The sequence below is a fragment of the Paraburkholderia phenoliruptrix genome (assembly GCF_019511605.1).
GTDB lineage: Bacteria > Pseudomonadota > Gammaproteobacteria > Burkholderiales > Burkholderiaceae > Paraburkholderia > Paraburkholderia phenoliruptrix_A.
Genome location: NZ_JAEUAV010000003.1, coordinates 1 through 16,372, shown reverse-complemented (window position 1 = coordinate 16,372; position 16,372 = coordinate 1). Strand labels below are relative to the sequence as shown.

Genomic DNA, 16,372 nt, shown 5'->3' with positions numbered 1-16,372 from the left:
TCTATAGCCGATAGTAAAAAAGCCGCTCTCCCGAGCGGCTTTTTTGTCTGACGCGCCGGCTGCCGCGCACGGCACGCAGCGGCAGCGGCAGCCCCAACCTCAGTGCAGGATTTTCGCCAGAAAGTCCTTCGCGCGGTCGGATTTCGGGTTGGCGAAGAAGTCTTCCTTGCGGTCGTCTTCGACGATCAAGCCCTTGTCCATAAAAATCACGCGGTGCGCGACCTTCTTCGCGAAGCCCATTTCGTGCGTCACGCACATCATGGTCATGCCTTCCTGCGCGAGTTCGACCATTACGTCGAGCACCTCGTTGATCATTTCCGGATCGAGCGCCGACGTGGGTTCGTCGAACAGCATGGCGATCGGGTCCATCGAGAGCGCGCGGGCAATCGCCACGCGCTGCTGCTGACCGCCGGACAACTGCCCCGGAAATTTGTCCGCATGCGCGCGCAAACCGACGCGGTCGAGCAACTTCAGACCCTTCGCCGCCGCTTCGTCCTTCGAGCGGCCAAGCACCTTGATCTGCGCGAGCGTGAGGTTCTGCACGATCGACAGATGCGGGAACAGCTCGAAGTGCTGAAACACCATGCCGACCTTCGAGCGCAGTTTCGACAGATTGGTTTTCTTATCCGTCAGCGACTGGCCGTTGATGACGATCTCGCCCTTCTGGAACGGCTCGAGGCCGTTCACCGTTTTGATGAGCGTGGATTTGCCCGAACCGGACGGCCCGCACACCACGACCACTTCACCCTTTTTGACTTCCGTCGTGCAGTCGGTCAGCACCTGAAACTGGCCGTACCACTTCGAAACATTCTTGATAGAGATCATCTTGCGACCTTTTTCTGAAGACCTTTGACGAGGCTCGACGCAATCACGCAGATCACGAAGTAACACGCGCCCGCGAACAGTACCATTTCGACATTCGTGCCGTCACGGTCGCCAATATTCGTGGCGGTGCGGAAGAAGTCGGCGAGACTGATCACGTAGACGAGCGACGTGTCCTGAAACAGCACGATGCCCTGCGTGAGCAGCAAGGGCACCATTGCGCGGAACGCCTGCGGCAGCACGATCAGGCGCATGGCCTGTCCGTAACCCATGCCGAGCGCGTACGCCGCATTGACCTGACCGCGCGGCACGGCCTGAATGCCCGCGCGAATGATCTCGGAGTAATACGCCGCCTCGAACAGCGAGAAAGCTACCATGGCCGAGGCGAGACGAATGTCGATGTCCGCCGACAGACCGAGCACGTTCTGCAACACTTGCGGCACGATCAGGAAGAACCACAGCAGGACCATCACCAGCGGGATCGAACGGAAGATCGTCACATAGCCCTTCGCGAACCACTCGAAAGGCTTGAACGACGACAGCCGCAACATTGCGAGCACCGTGCCCCAGATAATGCCGATCACAATCGCGATCAGCGTAATCTTGAAAGTGACGATGGCGCCGGTCCACAGCGTAGGCATTGCGCCCGGAATACCGCTCCAGTCGAAATGGTGCATTACTTGCCTCCGATATAGCCGGGCAACCGGGTCTTCGCTTCGACCCAGCGCATCAGTTGCATCACGACCAGATTGATCAACACGTACGCGAGCGTGACGGCAATAAACGACTCATACGTTTGCGACGTGTAGTCGACGAGCTGGCGCGCCTGCGCGGACAGATCGAGCAGACCGATGGTCGAGGCGACCGCCGAGTTCTTGAAGATGTTCAGAAACTCGGACGTGAGCGGCGGCACGATGATCCGGTAGGCAACCGGCAGCAGCACATAGCGGTACGTCTGCCATTGCGTGAAGCCCATTGCAAGGCCCGCGGCGCGCTGGCCGCGCGGCAACGCGTTGATGCCCGAGCGCACCTGCTCGCACACGCGCGCGCCGGTGAAAAGCCCCAGACAGATGATCGACGCGGAGAAGAACTGCGCGCCCGGCGGCAGTTGCTTGAACCAGGTGCCGATGGATACCGGCAGCAACTCCGGTATCACGAGATACCAGGTGAAGAACTGCACGATCAGCGGAATATTGCGGAAAATCGCGACGTAGACCGTGCCGACGCCCGACGCCCACTTGTTCGGCACCGTGCGCAGCACGCCGAAAAACGAACCGACGATCAGCGCGATCACCCATGCCGACAGCGACACGGTAATCGTCACCCAGAAGCCCGACAGCAGCCAGCCGAGGTAAGTGGTCGGCTCGCCGGTGGAGACGGGACTCAGCAGAATGCCCCAGTTCCAGTGATATGACATGACCAAGACTCCAGCAAAAAGAAACGGAAGAAGCGCGCGCCCCTTCCGTTTCATTCAGCATTTCAAAAAAACAGCTAAGGTTTAATCGATTGCCTTGTCATTCGGGCTCTTGTAGAGCGCCTTGATGTCGTCGCTTGCCGGGAAGTTGAGGTTCAGGCCCTTCGGCGGGATCGGCGATTCAAACCACTTCTTGTAGATCTTGTCGGCTTCGCCCGACGTTTCGAGCTTCGCGATTGCATCGTCGACGACCTTCTTGAACTCCGGATCGTTCTTGCGCAGCATGCAGCCGTAAGCTTCATGCGACTGCGGCGCGCCGACGATCACGAAGTCGCCAGGATTGTTCGACTTGGCGCGCTCGCCCGCGAGCAGCGCGTCGTCCATCATGAACGCAGCGGCGCGGCCGGTGGAGAGCGTCAGGAACGACTCGCCGTGATCCTTCGCGCTGATGATGTTCATGCCCATGTTCTTGTCCTGATTCATCTTGCGAAGCAGGCGCTCGGACGTGGTGCCGGCGGTGGTGACTACCGTCTTGCCCTTCAGGTCGGCCCAGTCCTTGATGCCGGAATCTTTCTTGGTCATCAGACGCGTGCCGATCACGAAGATCGTGTTCGAGAACGCCACCTGTTGCTGGCGCTCAGCGTTATTCGTGGTGGAGCCGCACTCCATGTCGACCGTGCCGTTCTGCACGAGCGGAATACGGTTTTGCGACGTGACCGGAATCAGCTTCACTTTCAGGTTCGGCGCATTCAGCTTCTGCTTGACGGCCTCAACGACCTTCAGCGCGAATTCCTGCGAATAGCCGATGACATTCTGCTTGTCGTCGTAGTAAGAAAACGGAATCGACGATTCGCGATGGCCCAGCGAGATGACGCCCGTGTCCTTGATTTTTTTCAGCGTGCCGGCGTCTTGCGCGTGCGCGCCAACCGTAAACAGTCCGAGAGTCGCGAGCAGCAGCGCAGCTTTTTTAACCTTCATGTTTGATCTCCTTGGCAAGAACCGGCGCCAGTTTAGCAAAGTAATTATTCTGAAAGTATGGCTATAAACCATTGTTGTTGCGCGCACGCCGCTATTCAGAGGCGGCGGCTTCGCGCAGTCGGTCAACCTTTCCGGACATGCAAAAGCGGGCGGCATCGTCGCGATGCCGCCCGCCGGGCACAACACGCGCTCTTGTAAAGCGCGTTCAGACATGCGCATTCACGTGGAATGCGCGGCGCGTCCGCGAGGTAGCAGACCCGCCGTTCGCTGCATTTTGCAATGCCCGATATCAAGGATACAGGCCGCGCATTTCGCGCGCTTGCAGAATCCGCTTACACGCAACGATAAACGCTGCCGTACGCACCGAAACGTTCTGCTCGCTCGACACCTGCCAGACCGCGGCAAACGCTTCGCGCATCACGCGCTCGAGGCGCTGGTTGATCTCGTCTTCGGTCCAGAAGAAGCTGGAGAAGTCCTGCACCCATTCGAAGTACGACACGGTCACGCCGCCCGCGTTGGCGACCACGTCCGGAATCACGAGGATCCCGCGATCGCGCAGGATGTCGTCGGCAGCCGTGGTGGTCGGGCCGTTTGCGCCTTCCACGACGATCTTCGTCTTGATCTTGCCGGCGTTCTTTTCGGTGATCTGGTTTTCCAGCGCGGCCGGAATCAGAATGTCCGACTCCACCGTCCAGAATTCCTCGTTGGTCACCGCGTCGGCTTCCGGGAATCCGCCCACGCCGCCCGTCTTCGCCACATGGTCCAGCAGCGCGACTGCGTCGATGCCGGTCGACTTGTACAGCGAACCCGTGTGATCCTGCACTGCGACGACCTTCGCGCCCGCTTCCTGGAACAGACGCGCGGCAATCCCGCCGACGTTACCGAAACCTTGCACGGCAATGCGCGCACCTTCGATATCGAAGCCGATGCGGCGCGCCGCTTCGCAGCCGACCACGAACACGCCGCGGCCCGTGGCTTCGCGGCGGCCGAGCGAACCGCCGAGCGTGATCGGCTTGCCGGTCACGACGCCGGTTGCCGTTTGGCCCTGGTTCATCGAGTACGTGTCCATCATCCACGCCATGATCTGCTCGTTCGTGTTCACGTCCGGCGCGGGAATGTCGGTGTTCGGTCCGATGATGATGCCGATTTCGCTCGTGTAGCGGCGCGTCACGCGCTCCAGTTCGCCACGCGAGAGCTTGCGCGGATCGAGGCGGATGCCGCCCTTCGCGCCGCCGTAAGGAACGTTCACAGCAGCGTTCTTCACCGACATCCACGCGGACAGCGCCATCACTTCCGACAGCGTCACGTCCTGGTGATACCGCACGCCGCCCTTGCCCGGACCACGCGACACGTTGTGCTGCACGCGGTAGCCCTCGAAGTGCGCGACCGTGCCGTTATCCAGCTCGATAGGCACGTCGACAATCAGAATACGCTTCGGGCGCTTGAGGGTTTCGAGCCAGCGGGACAGCGAGCCGAGGTACGGCGCGACGCGGTCGACCTGGCGCAGGTAGTTGCCCCAGGGGCCGAGGTCTTCGCTGTTGAGGTAGGAGGGAACGGATTGCAACGTTGAGGCAGATTCGGCTACTTGCTGCTGGGAAGACATGAACGCTCCGGCGTTGATCGAATAGCAGCATTGTCGAAAAAGGCCGTTTTGAAATCCAATGCCGTTTCCTTATTCGATTATGTTTTTTTTGCATAACGATCAGGAAGCTGCAATCGCGCGTCGCGGGTGCGCAGGTTCGGGCGGCCTGGCGAGTTGGCGGTCCGACGCCCTGGCCCGTCAGGTGCCGCCGTGCGCAAGTTCCTCCGACACTACGTCCCACAACTGGCGCACCAGAATCTGGCGCGCGTCGTCGCTCTTCGCAGCCAGCTTGTCGCGATACAGGCGAATCTCCATAGTCAGCGTGAGCTGCCCTTCGGGGGTGCCGCGCGTTGCGCGGTCGAGCCGGATCAGTTTGCCGTCCGCAACCGCATCTTCCACCGCGCTATGCGGCAGGAAAGCGATGCCGTGGCCCGCCAGCGCCATTGCCTTCAGACCTTCTGCCATATCGGTTTCGTAAAGCCGGTCCAGATACAGGCGCTCTGGCGCGTTTGCGAGAATCACCTCGGTCATGCGGCCCAGATACGCATTGGGCGTATACGACAGATAAGGCGTGGGCGAGCCGGCCGTGCCCGGCAAAGTGTGGCGCGGGCGGCTCGCCCGTCCCGGCGCCGAGAACGGACTGATCGGCTCGTTGCCGAGCGTCAACATGTCGTAGCGGCCCGGATCGAGCGCCACCGGATGGCTCGGATGGTGATAGCCCATCATCAGATCGCAGCCGCCTTCCACCAGCGAAAGCGCCGCGTCGTGCACGTTCAGCGCACGCAGCCGCGTATGGATCGGGCCCATCTGCGCTTCAATGCGTTGCAGCCAGCGCGGGAAGTACGTGAGCGACAGCGTGTGCGGCACGGCGAATTCAATGGTCGCCTGCGGCGTCGCCGTATGGCCGCGCAGCAGCGCGCGCGCCTCATGGAACTGGGAGAGCATGGCAAGCGCCTGCTCGTTGAATACCTGACCGGCCGGCGTGAGACGCGTCGGATAAACCGAGCGGTCGATGAGCTCCGTGCCGAGCCACGCCTCGAGCGCCTGAATGCGCCGCGAGAAAGCCGGCTGCGTGACATGCCGCAGTTCAGCGGAACGGCTGAAACTGCGCGTTTCCGCGAGCGAAACGAAGTCTTCGAGCCATTTCAGTTCCATGCGAAGCCTGCTGCCGGCGAGAAAGAAGAAGTCAGCATTTTAGTGGCTTCGTCGGTACGCGCCGTTCTGATAGACGGTCGCCCTCGGGACGCATCCTTCGCCGCGGATCGCGTCCGGCGCGCGTCTTCCGGGCGCATCGAGCCGTAGTGGTAAAATTCGCGGTTCCCCCCGTTTCCGATCCGCTCGCTGCGACTTTGCATACAGCGGGCGCTCAACGCTTAGACCAGCCGCCATCATGTCCGACACCCGCCCCGACACCCTGTTCGCGCTGAATGCGCTCTCTCCGCTCGACGGCCGTTATGCGTCGAAAACCGAAGCCCTGCGCGACTGGCTCTCGGAAGCCGCGTTCATGCGCAATCGCGTGACGGTCGAAATTCATTGGCTGATCGCGCTTTCGCGCGCCGGCTTCGCCGAAGTGCCGCGCTTTTCGGAGGCAGCCGAACAATTCCTGCTGCAACTGGCCGAGCGCTTCACCGCGCACGACGCCGCGCGCATCAAGGAAATCGAGCGCGTGACGAACCACGACGTGAAAGCCGTCGAATACTGGCTGAAGGAGTCGGTCAAAGGCCAGCAGGAACTGGAGCGCGCGAGCGAATTCATCCACTTTGCGTGCACTTCGGAAGACATCAACAACACGTCGCATGGCCTGATGCTCGCGGGTGCCCGCGAGCACGTCATTCTGCCCGCGCTGCGCACCGTGCATCAGAAACTGGTCGCGCTGGCTCACGCGCACGCCGCGCAGCCCATGCTGTCGCGTACGCACGGCCAGCCGGCCAGCCCGACCACGCTCGGCAAGGAGATTGCCAACGTGGCCGCGCGTCTGCAACGCGCCATCGAGCGTATCGCGAAGGTCGAACTGCTCGGCAAGATGAACGGCGCAGTCGGCAACTTCAACGCGCATCTGTCGGCATATCCGGAATTCGACTGGGAAGCGTTCTCGCGCGAAGTGGTTGAGCAGCGTCTGAAGCTCACGTTCAATCCGTACACGATCCAGATCGAACCGCACGACTACATGGCCGAACTGTTCGACGCGGTCGCGCGTGCCAACACCATCCTGCTCGACCTCGACCGCGACGTGTGGGGCTATATTTCTGTCGGCTATTTCAAGCAGCGCACGAAAGCCGGCGAAATCGGTTCGTCGACGATGCCGCACAAGGTCAACCCGATCGACTTCGAAAACTCCGAAGGCAACCTGGGCCTCGCGAACGCAACGCTGCGCCACCTCGCCGACAAACTGCCGGTGTCGCGCTGGCAGCGCGACCTGACCGACTCAACGGTGCTGCGCAACATGGGCGTCGCATTCGGCTACTCGCTGCTCGCGTACGACTCGCTGATACGCGGTCTGGACAAGCTCGAAGTGAACGCGCAGCGTCTGAACGAAGACCTCGACAACTGCTGGGAAGTGCTGGCTGAGCCGGTGCAAACGGTAATGCGCCGCTACGGCATCGAAAATCCGTACGAGCAGTTGAAGGAGCTGACGCGCGGCAAGGGCATCACGCGTGAGGCACTGCAAACCTTCGTGAGCGCCCTTGATATTCCGCAAGACGCGAAAGACCGCCTGCTCGCGATGACGCCCGCTTCGTATATCGGCAAGGCAGTGGGACTGGCGAAGCGCATCGGCTAACGCCTGCGTTGTTCTTTGGTGGGCCTTGCCGGCAGTTGCCGGTCGAGGCAAAAGAAAAGCCGCTCCGAGGAGCGGCTTTTTTACATCTGCGCGACTAATTGCACGACTAGTTGCACGACGAACTATGCGACAACTGCGCGACAACTGCGCGCAAGGCGCCTAGCGCTTGTCGATCTGCTTTAACACGTCCTCGACGATCTGTTCGGGCGACAGTTCTATGCTCACCGTCACGGCCTCGTCCGCGCCCGGTTCCTCGAGCGTATCGAGCTGACTTTGCAGCAGCGACGGGTCGAAGAAATGGCCGGTACGCGTGGTCAGACGCTCTTGCAGTACTTCGCGCGAGCCCTTCAGGTAGACGAAGCACACGTCTTTGTCGCCGTCGCGCAGAATGTCGCGATAGGAGCGCTTCAGCGACGAACACGTGAACACGGCCGTCTCGCCCGCCTTCTGCTTTTCTTCGATCGCGGCGCGGATAGTTTTGAGCCACGGCCACCGGTCTTCGTCGGTAAGCGGAATACCGTGGTGCATCTTCTCCTTGTTCGCGGCGCTATGAAACGCGTCGCCGTCGGTGAACGCGCAATGCAGGCGCTCCGCCAGCATCTCGCCAATTCTCGTCTTGCCGGCGCCCGACACGCCCATTGCGATCAGAATCATCAAAAACTCCTTACAGGACCGCCGCTAGCGCGAAGGTCAACAACAAACCCATCAACGAAATGATGGTTTCGAGAAGCGACCATGTCTTGAAGGTCTGCCCCACCGTCATACCGAAGTATTCCTTGATCAGCCAGAAACCGCCGTCGTTCACGTGCGAGAAGATCAGCGAGCCCGAGCCCGTTGCCAGCACCAGCAACTCCGGCTTCACCTGAATCGCGCTGGCCGCGGCGATAGGCGCGACGATGCCGCAGGCCGTGGTCATCGCGACGGTGGCCGAACCTGTTGCGAGACGGATCAGCGCCGCGACGAGCCAGCCGAACAGCAGCGGCGACAAATGCGCCGAAGTTGCAGCCGCAACGATTTCCTTCGAAATGCCGCTATCCATCAGCACGCGTCCAAAACCGCCGCCCGCGCCGACGATCAGCGTAATGCCCGCGATCGGCGCGAGACATTCGCCGCAGAACTTCTGGATCTGGTCGCGATTGAAGCCGCGGCTCGCGCCAAAAGTCCAGAAGCTGACTAGCACGGCGATCAACAGCGCCACGTCCGAGTTGCCGACGAAGCGCAGCAAATCGTTCGGCAAGGTCTTCGGCGTGAACACGAGATCGGCCCAGCTGCCGACCAGCATCAGGATCACCGGCAGCAAAACCGTGAAGAGCGTAATGCCGAAGCCCGGCAGTTCACGCCTGGGCGCAGAATTCGTGCCGCCGGGCGTGCCCGACGAGGCGATTTCATCCTTGTTGAGGAACTGCGCGGCAAGCGCGTTCTGTTCCGGCAGCTTCACATAGCGGTTGATCATGAGCGCAAACAGCGGACCCGCGACGATAGCCGTCGGCACGCCGACGATCAGGCCATATGCAATCGTCTTGCCGATGTCCGCGTGATACTGCTGCACCGCGAGCATCGCGGCCGGGTGCGGCGGAATCAGCCCGTGCACGACAGACAGGCCCGCGACCATCGGCAGGCCGACCAGCAGCAGCGATTTGTTGGTGCGCTTGGCGACGTTGAAGGCGATCGGAATGAGCAGCACGAAGCCCACTTCGAAGAACACCGGCAAACCGACAATGATCGCGACGACCATCATTGCCCAATGAATGTTCTTCTCGCCGAACCAGTCGATGAGAGTGGTAGCAATGCGCTCGGCGCCGCCGGACTCGGCCATCATCTTGCCGAGCATCGTGCCAAGGCCGACCACCACCGCAATGTGCCCGAGCGTGTTGCCATTGCCGGTTTCGAATGACTTGACGATGGTCGCCATCGGCATGCCGGACACAAGCCCCAGCAGCAGTGAGACGATGATCAGCACAAGGAACGGATAGACCTTGTAGCGGGTGATCATCAGGATCAGCAGGGCGATGGCGATCACCCCGTAAACCAGCAGCATGCTGCCGTGAACAGCTTCCATGAAGCTCCTCCTTTGCGTTATTGATTGTGGTGCGGACGACGGCAGCCACCAGATCTCATGGCGACCGGCGCGCCTTGAAGGCTACGAACCGCGCGGTCGCTGAATTTTACTGTCTGTTGTCTTGAAAAGCCCGCGAAAACAGCATGCATATCTGCAACGAAGCCTCGCCGCGGCAGCCGAACCGGCTGTATCGACGAGGCTTTGTATTGCCTGACTTGCTGACTGACTTGTATCAGGCGGATTCCGGCTAATGAGCAGGCGCGGCCAACTGGCTGGCGGCGCGGGCGAGGCGCGTGACTTCGTCCCAGTTCTGCGCGGCAAGCGCGGCCTTAGGCGTGAGCCACGAACCGCCCACGCAAACCACGTTCGGCAGCGACAGGAAATGCGTGGCCGTTTCGGCAGTAATGCCGCCGGTCGGGCAGAACTTCAGCGTCGGAAACGGGCCGTGAAAAGCTTGCAGCATCGGTACGCCGCCGGCTTGCTGCGCCGGGAAGAACTTCACGATCTCGTAGCCGAGTTCGAGCGCGGTGATGATGTCGGTCGGTGTCATCACGCCGGGCAAAAGCGGCAGGCCGGCGTCCTGCGCGGCCTTGTGCATGTCTTTGGTGAGGCCCGGCGAGACGCCGAACTGCGCGCCCGCTTTCTTCGCCTGTGCACAGTGCTCGGGCTTCGTGATCGTGCCCACGCCGACCACGATGTCTTCGGCCAGCTGGCTCGCGCGCTCGATCGCCGCGAGCCCGGCCGGCGTGCGCAGGGTGATCTCGAGCACCTTCACGCCGCCTGCATGCAAGGCGCGCGACACGTGTTCGCCCTGCTCGACCGAATCGAACGCAAGCACCGGAATCACGGGACCGAGGCGGACTATCTCGCTTACTGTTTTCGACGTCATAGTGAAACTCCTTGTTTCTGCCAGTTGCCAGTTGGATCGCGACGACTGGCTTGTTTGGGCTGCCCGGTTGACCGGCTGCGCAGGCTTGTTGTCTGCAAGATGCCGCTAGCCGGCGTGAGTGGTGCTGCTTCGCGTTTCGCCGTGCTGAACGGCAGGCGCTGCCGCGGATGCCGCATGCTCGCCGTGCGACGCGGCACGCTCGCCGACCATCGGCCCGAACACCGACGCGCCCTGCTCCGCAGGCGCCGCGGCCGCGCGGAACACGCCGAACAGCTCGCGGCCAAAGCCTACTTCATTCTCGGCCTGATGCAGCGGCTGGGCGCCGGGCCGCGCGGCCCATTCCTCTGCGTCGACTTCGACATCGAGCACGCCCGCTTCTGCGTCGATGACCAGCATGTCGCCGGTGCGGACCTTGCCGATCGGGCCTTGCAGCAGCGCTTCCGGCGACAGGTGAATCACCGCGGGCACCTTGCCCGACGCGCCCGACATGCGGCCGTCCGTGACCAATGCGACGTGAAAGCCCTGATCCTGCAACACACCGAGCAGCGGCGTCAAACGATGCAGCTCAGGCATGCCGTTTGCCCGCGCGCCCTGGAAGCGCACGACGGCCACGAAGTCGCGCTTCAGCTCGCCGTTGTCGAACGCTTCCTGCACGGCTTCCTGCGAATCGAACACGATGGCCGGCGCCCTCACCTTGCGATGCTGCGGCGCGACCGCCGAAATCTTGATGACGCCGCGACCCAGCTTGCCTTGCATCAGACGCAAACCGCCGTCCGGCTGGAACGGCTCCTTGATGCCGCGCAACACCGCGGTGTCTTCGCTCGCCTGAGCGCCAGGCACCCATTGCAGCTTGCCGTCGATCAGCTTCGGTTCTTCCGTGTAATGCTGCAGCCCCTTGCCTGCGACGGTGTTCACGTCTTCATGCAGCAAACCGCCTTCCAGCAGATTGCGCACGAGGAAGGCGACGCCGCCCGCCGCGTGGAAATGGTTCACGTCGGCCTTGCCGTTCGGATAGATCTTGGCGAGCAAAGGCACGGCTTGCGACAGCGCGTCGAAGTCGTCCCAGTCGATCACGATGCCCGCCGCGCGCGCAATCGCCACGAGGTGCAGCGTGTGATTGGTCGAGCCGCCCGTCGCCAGCAACGCGACGATCCCGTTGACGATCGCCTTTTCGTCGATCACGTGGCCGATCGGCATGTAATTGCCGCGCTCGACGGTCAAGTCGAGCACGCGCCGCGCCGCTTGCGCCGTGAGCGCGTCGCGCAAAGGCGTATGCGGGTGCACGAAGGCGGAGCCAGGCAGATGCAGACCCATGATCTCCATCAGCATCTGGTTGCTGTTTGCGGTGCCGTAAAACGTGCAGGTGCCGTGGCCGTGATAGGCGGCGGCTTCTGCTTCGAGCAGCGCCTCGCGGCCGCATTGGCCGGTCGCGAACTGCTGGCGCGTCTTCGCTTTGTCGTCGTTGGAAAGACCGCTCGTCATTGGACCGGCCGGCACGAAGATGGTCGGCAGGTGACCGAACTGCAGCGCGCCAATCAGAAGGCCCGGCACGATCTTGTCGCAAATGCCGAGGCACAGGGCCGCGTCGAACATGTTATGGGTGAGCGCGACCGCCGTGCTCATTGCGATCACTTCGCGCGAGAACAGCGACAGCTCCATGCCCGCGTTGCCTTGCGTGATGCCGTCGCACATGGCCGGCACACCGCCCGCGAATTGCGCGACGCCGCCGTTCTCGCGCGCGGCCTGCTTGATGATGTCCGGGTAGTTTTTGTACGGCGCGTGAGCCGACAGCATCTCGTTGTACGAAGAGACGATGCCGATGTTCGGCTGGCGGATCTGCTTGATGACGAGCTTGTCGTTGCCCTCGAGGCCCGCAAAACCATGAGCGAGATTAGCGCAGGAAAGCGCGCCGCGCGCCGGGAACTTGCCCTGCGCCTGATGAATGCGGGCGAGATATGCCTCGCGAGTCGGCTTGCTGCGTTCGATCACGCGCTGCGTGACCTTCAACAATTGCGAATGCGGGGAAACCATCTGAGCTCCTTCGTCGCTGGCGGCAGGCGCGTGGCGCTGTGCCAGGTGAGTGTCGCGGGGAATCGGTACAACCAACGACGGCCATGCTAGTAGAAAAACTACACGACCGCAACCTGATTCCCTGCTGCACGGCGACAAGCGCTATTTGACCGAAAGCGCCAACCGGCTTGCCATTGGCAGTTTTAAGCATGGAACCTGGGGATTACACCTAGCACAGTATGTAGTATTTGTACCTTTCTCTCGATCAGCTATAGTCCACGCATCATTCAGCATAGTGTGAGTTTTCCAATGTTGCTGTCCCAGGTCGAAGAAATGCGCGAGCAGTTGCGTCCGTCCGAGCGCAAGCTGGCCGACTACGTGATCGAGGCGCCGCGTGAAGTCGTCGATCTCTCGATGACGGAAGTCGCCGCGCGTGCAGGCGTGAGCCAGCCGACCATCGCGCGCTTCTGTCATGCGCTCGGCTTCTCAGGGTTCCGCGAATTCAAGATCCGGCTGGCACAGTGGATTGCGACGGAGGTGCCCGCCGTCTATCGCGATGTGCGGCCCGACGAAGGCGCGCCGGGCCTCATCGCCAAGGTATTCGACCGGACTATCGGCACGTTGATCAATGTGCGCAACAACCTCTCGCCGGACAGCGTCGAGGCGGCCGTGGAACTACTGACGAACGCGTCGCGCATCGAGTTCTACGGCGCGGGCGGCTCGGGCATCGCCGCGCAGGACATGCAGCACAAATTTTTCCGGCTCGGCATGCCTAGCGTCGCGTACTCCGATCCGCACACTTATTCGATGTCAGCGGCGTTGCTCGGACCCGGCGACGCCGTGGTGGCCATCTCCAACACGGGTCGAACCCGAGACATCATCGAAGCAGCGCATTCGGCGCTCGCTCGCGGCGCGAACGTGATTGCGATCACGCATGGGAGTTCGCCGCTGGCGAAGGTGGCGTCGATCTGCCTGTTCTCGAACGTGGTAGAGGAGAACGACGTCTTTTCGCCGATGACATCGCGCATGTCGCATCTGGCGATCGGCGACATCCTGGCGGTCGGCGTGGCGCTCAGGCGCGGGCCAGAACTCGTCGAGCGCGTGGGACAGGCGAAAGGCGTGATCGGGCGACTGAGAATCAACGGCGAAGCTTGACGAACCGCAGTGGAAAAAAGGCCTGCGCGATGGCAAGCCTTAGTGTTGGAGTCGTGCGCGGTCGTGCTTATCCCGCGATCACGCGAACGTCGACGCGGCGGTTCTGCGCGCGGCCCTCGGCGGTTGCATTCGAGGTAACGGGAGCAGCACTGCCCAAGCCACGGGCGAGTAACTGATCTGCCTTGAGGCCACCCTCGCGCAGATAATGCACGACAGCCTCAGCACGCGCTTGCGACAGTTTCAGATTGTGCACCTCGGAACCTGTATTGTCGGTATAACCCGTCACCGTCACGCGATGCAGATCGACGCCCCTGTTGACCATCATGAAGTGATCGAGACTTTCTTTTGCTACCGCGCTGAGCGTGGCGCTATCCGTCGCGAAGTTAGCATTGCCTTGGAGGAGTAAGTGAACCTGCGGCGCGACCGGGACTACTGGCGGCCGTGAAGCAGGCTGCTGAGCTGGCTCCTGTACCGGTTGTTGCACGGCAGGCTTGCCGCACATGAAATTCATTCGACGCGGATTCTTCACCGGTTCGGACTGGCGCACGCCGTCAAGCGTTTCCAGCCAGGTCACCGGCTGATCATGACAGGTTTCTTCCGCCACGCGGACGCAGCTATTCGAGCTTTCGAAGAGTCCCTGGCAGCTCACCTCGTAGATGGGGGCGGTATGGTTGGGCACGCTGACCGCGCGAAGCGTATAGGTCGGGCCCGATTGCGTGGTACATGCAGCAAACAATGTCAGGACTGCGCAGAGTAGCGGCGCGCGGAGATATCGAAAGAGAGTTGTGTTCATTCACACGGTTCAGTTATTGAAGCAGCGCTCCTGCCACGTGCGGACAGAAGCGCGCTTACAGGAAATCAAGGCCATTCCCGCTGACGGACAGGGCTCGCGCCCCGTCCGTCACGGCACTTACCACTGGTAGGAAGCACCCACACCCACCGTCATGCCTTGCGAGCTGGTACCCGCGCCAGCCTTCATCTTCAGGTTCTCGGTGATGCGTGCCGAGACGCCGAGTGCAACGGCCTGTTGGCCCTTGTACGTGCCGCCGCCGATACCGACGGCGATCGTCTTGTCACGATCGACGTCGGGGATCATCGTCAGCGCCGTCGTGGCTGCAATACCTGCGTAGGCGCCCTTCGCGACCTCGTTGACGGTGTTCTGCACCGAATTTATCTGCTGATCGGTGTAGCTCTTCGCCGTCATGCCCGCGGGCAGATCACCCACCGCCGCGCTGATCGAGGCGTTCAACTGGCCTACGTTGACCGCGTCGGTCGTTGCCGTACCGGCCGCGACGTTGGTGATCTGGCGTTCGTTACCCGCCGAACCGACCGACACCGTGTTCGCACGATCGGCCACCGAGTTCGCACCCAGCGCCACCGAGTTGGCCGCGCTTGCGCTGGCATTCGCACCCATTGCCGTCGAGTGCGTGCCGCTGGCCGATGCTGCCTCCGTGTCACGGTTGCCGTCCGCAGCGAACATCGGGTTGCTTGCCGCTTGCGCGATGTTAGTGACAGTGGAGATCGCCGCGTTCATCTGGCTGACGTTGACCGCATCATCGGCGGCCGTGCCTGCGGCCACGTTATGGATCGTCGTACCGCCCGCCACGCCGTTACCCATGGTGACGCTGTTGTAGTTGGTCGTACCATTCGCGTTGTTGTCGTACGTGACTGCCGCGTTGGTCGTCCCGTTCGCGTTGATGATGCCCGACGCCCTCAACTGCGCGACGTTCACCGCATCCGTGTCCGCCGTACCGGCCGCGACGTTGGTGATCTGGCGTTCGTTACCCGCCGAACCGACCGACACCGTGTTCGCACGATTCGCCACCGAGTTCGAACCGATCGCTACCGAGTTCGCAGCGGTGGACTGTGCGTTTCCGCCGATCGCCACCGACTCCGCGCCCGTCGCTTGCGAATCGGCCAGCGTCGAGTTGGCGTGGAAGTAGGTGATGCCGCCGCCGCTGCTGATGTTATTCAGCGTGTTGTTGATGTTGCTGATGTCCGTCGTGTTTTGTGTCACGCGGCCGTCGATGTTCGTGATCGCATCGCCAACGTTGTTCACCGTCGTGCCGCCCACCACGTAGGACGGCAGCGTGATCGTCCCGTCCGGATTCACCGTCGAACCGCCGCCGAGCGCATTAGCCGTCGAGCCGGCCAGTGCATACAGCTGCGAGCCGTTCACCGCGTCCACGCTCGTCGCATTCACCGCTCCCGCCGAGACACCCGTGAGCGTGCGTGTGCCCGCCTTGCCGGTGAAGTCCACCACCGTGCCGTCGGTGCCCTGCGCCACCGTGATGTTGCGCGTGGCCGCATCCTGCTGCACCAGCCCCACCGTACCGCTGTTGATGTTGTTCGTCAGGTTCGTGATGTCCGTCGTGTTTTGCGTCACGCGGCCGTCGATGTTCGTGATCGCATCGCCCACGTTGTTCACCGTCGTGCCGCCCACCGAATATGTCGGGTTCGTGATCGCGCCCGTCGTCGTGTTGTACGTCGAACCGCCACCCAGCGCTGCAGCCGTCGCCGCTCCTTGGTTGTTCACCTTCGCGTCTTCCGACTGCAACTGGCTCACGTTCACCGCGTCAGTCGCCGCCGAGCCGGCTGCCACGTTCGTGATGCGACGCTCTGCACCCGCCGAGCCCACCGACACTTCGCCGTTCGCCGCCGAAGCAGCACCCGACAGCGTACCG

The 16,372-nt window shown here is 62.1% G+C and carries 14 protein-coding genes; 2 read left to right on the top strand and 12 right to left on the bottom strand.

Going from position 1 to position 16,372, the window contains the following annotated elements; all coding sequences use genetic code 11:
* Positions 1-99: 99 nt before the first annotated feature.
* From JNB89_RS06230 to JNB89_RS06205, 6 genes are all read right to left on the bottom strand, one after another.
* Complete coding sequence (locus tag JNB89_RS06230) at positions 100-825, bottom strand: amino acid ABC transporter ATP-binding protein (protein ID WP_013340469.1); 726 nt, start codon at positions 823-825, stop codon at positions 100-102.
* Positions 822-1,499, bottom strand: a complete 678-nt coding sequence (gene gltK, locus JNB89_RS06225) for a glutamate/aspartate ABC transporter permease GltK (RefSeq protein WP_013340470.1) — start codon at positions 1,497-1,499, stop codon at positions 822-824. Before gltK ends, JNB89_RS06230 begins: the two co-directional genes overlap by 4 nt.
* Positions 1,499-2,239 (bottom strand): amino acid ABC transporter permease, encoded by a 741-nt coding sequence (locus tag JNB89_RS06220; protein WP_013340471.1) that lies wholly within the window; start codon positions 2,237-2,239, stop codon positions 1,499-1,501. Before JNB89_RS06220 ends, gltK begins: the two co-directional genes overlap by 1 nt.
* 81 nt (positions 2,240-2,320) lie before the next feature.
* Complete coding sequence (locus JNB89_RS06215) at positions 2,321-3,214, bottom strand: glutamate/aspartate ABC transporter substrate-binding protein (protein ID WP_013340472.1); 894 nt, start codon at positions 3,212-3,214, stop codon at positions 2,321-2,323.
* Between the two features lie 289 nt (positions 3,215-3,503).
* Positions 3,504-4,817 carry a Glu/Leu/Phe/Val family dehydrogenase gene (locus JNB89_RS06210; RefSeq protein WP_013340473.1) on the bottom strand — a complete coding sequence of 438 codons (1,314 nt, stop codon included), beginning with the start codon at positions 4,815-4,817 and terminating at the stop codon, positions 3,504-3,506.
* 177 nt (positions 4,818-4,994) lie between these two features.
* Positions 4,995-5,951 carry a LysR family transcriptional regulator gene (locus tag JNB89_RS06205; RefSeq protein ID WP_220361670.1) on the bottom strand — a complete coding sequence of 319 codons (957 nt, stop codon included), beginning with the start codon at positions 5,949-5,951 and terminating at the stop codon, positions 4,995-4,997.
* Between the two features lie 235 nt (positions 5,952-6,186).
* Between JNB89_RS06205 and purB the strand changes: the two genes are divergently transcribed.
* The gene (purB, locus tag JNB89_RS06200) at positions 6,187-7,575 is read left to right on the top strand and encodes an adenylosuccinate lyase (protein WP_220361669.1); all 1,389 of its coding nucleotides are present in this window, start codon (positions 6,187-6,189) and stop codon (positions 7,573-7,575) included.
* Positions 7,576-7,734: 159 nt separating this feature from the next.
* On the opposite strand, the gene JNB89_RS06195 is transcribed toward purB, so the two are convergent.
* The 4 genes from JNB89_RS06195 to edd form a co-directional block, all read right to left on the bottom strand.
* Positions 7,735-8,229 carry a gluconokinase gene (locus tag JNB89_RS06195; protein WP_013340476.1) on the bottom strand — a complete coding sequence of 165 codons (495 nt, stop codon included), beginning with the start codon at positions 8,227-8,229 and terminating at the stop codon, positions 7,735-7,737.
* Between the two features lie 10 nt (positions 8,230-8,239).
* Complete coding sequence (locus JNB89_RS06190; protein WP_220361668.1) at positions 8,240-9,634, bottom strand: GntP family permease; 1,395 nt, start codon at positions 9,632-9,634, stop codon at positions 8,240-8,242.
* Positions 9,635-9,881: 247 nt separating this feature from the next.
* Entirely contained in the window at positions 9,882-10,523 is a 642-nt protein-coding gene (gene eda, locus JNB89_RS06185; RefSeq protein ID WP_013340478.1) for a bifunctional 4-hydroxy-2-oxoglutarate aldolase/2-dehydro-3-deoxy-phosphogluconate aldolase, read from the bottom strand.
* Between the two features lie 105 nt (positions 10,524-10,628).
* Positions 10,629-12,554: a phosphogluconate dehydratase gene (gene edd, locus JNB89_RS06180; RefSeq protein WP_220361667.1), complete on the bottom strand. Its 1,926-nt coding sequence runs from the start codon at positions 12,552-12,554 to the stop codon at positions 10,629-10,631.
* Between the two features lie 288 nt (positions 12,555-12,842).
* Between edd and JNB89_RS06175 the strand changes: the two genes are divergently transcribed.
* Positions 12,843-13,688, top strand: coding sequence for a MurR/RpiR family transcriptional regulator (locus JNB89_RS06175; protein ID WP_220361666.1), 846 nt, complete (start codon positions 12,843-12,845; stop codon positions 13,686-13,688).
* A 67-nt stretch (positions 13,689-13,755) separates the two neighbouring features.
* On the opposite strand, the gene JNB89_RS06170 is transcribed toward JNB89_RS06175, so the two are convergent.
* Positions 13,756-14,481 carry an OmpA family protein gene (locus tag JNB89_RS06170; protein ID WP_220361665.1) on the bottom strand — a complete coding sequence of 242 codons (726 nt, stop codon included), beginning with the start codon at positions 14,479-14,481 and terminating at the stop codon, positions 13,756-13,758.
* Positions 14,482-14,598: 117 nt separating this feature from the next.
* Positions 14,599-16,372: YadA family autotransporter adhesin (locus tag JNB89_RS06165; protein WP_220361664.1), on the bottom strand; the 1,774-nt coding region annotated here is incomplete at its 5' end.

Excerpts from the sequence above, each read along its gene's own strand:
- JNB89_RS06230 (WP_013340469.1), bottom strand. The coding sequence starts at position 825 with ATGATCTCTATCAAGAATGTTTCGAAGTGGTACGGCCAGTTTCAGGTG.
- gltK (WP_013340470.1), bottom strand. The coding sequence starts at position 1,499 with ATGCACCATTTCGACTGGAGCGGTATTCCGGGCGCAATGCCTACGCTG.
- JNB89_RS06220 (WP_013340471.1), bottom strand. The coding sequence starts at position 2,239 with ATGTCATATCACTGGAACTGGGGCATTCTGCTGAGTCCCGTCTCCACC.
- JNB89_RS06215 (WP_013340472.1), bottom strand. The coding sequence starts at position 3,214 with ATGAAGGTTAAAAAAGCTGCGCTGCTGCTCGCGACTCTCGGACTGTTT.
- JNB89_RS06210 (WP_013340473.1), bottom strand. The coding sequence starts at position 4,817 with ATGTCTTCCCAGCAGCAAGTAGCCGAATCTGCCTCAACGTTGCAATCC.
- JNB89_RS06205 (WP_220361670.1), bottom strand. The coding sequence starts at position 5,951 with ATGGAACTGAAATGGCTCGAAGACTTCGTTTCGCTCGCGGAAACGCGC.
- purB (WP_220361669.1), top strand. The coding sequence starts at position 6,187 with ATGTCCGACACCCGCCCCGACACCCTGTTCGCGCTGAATGCGCTCTCT.
- JNB89_RS06195 (WP_013340476.1), bottom strand. The coding sequence starts at position 8,229 with ATGATTCTGATCGCAATGGGCGTGTCGGGCGCCGGCAAGACGAGAATT.
- JNB89_RS06190 (WP_220361668.1), bottom strand. The coding sequence starts at position 9,634 with ATGGAAGCTGTTCACGGCAGCATGCTGCTGGTTTACGGGGTGATCGCC.
- eda (WP_013340478.1), bottom strand. The coding sequence starts at position 10,523 with ATGACGTCGAAAACAGTAAGCGAGATAGTCCGCCTCGGTCCCGTGATT.
- edd (WP_220361667.1), bottom strand. The coding sequence starts at position 12,554 with ATGGTTTCCCCGCATTCGCAATTGTTGAAGGTCACGCAGCGCGTGATC.
- JNB89_RS06175 (WP_220361666.1), top strand. The coding sequence starts at position 12,843 with ATGTTGCTGTCCCAGGTCGAAGAAATGCGCGAGCAGTTGCGTCCGTCC.
- JNB89_RS06170 (WP_220361665.1), bottom strand. The coding sequence starts at position 14,481 with ATGAACACAACTCTCTTTCGATATCTCCGCGCGCCGCTACTCTGCGCA.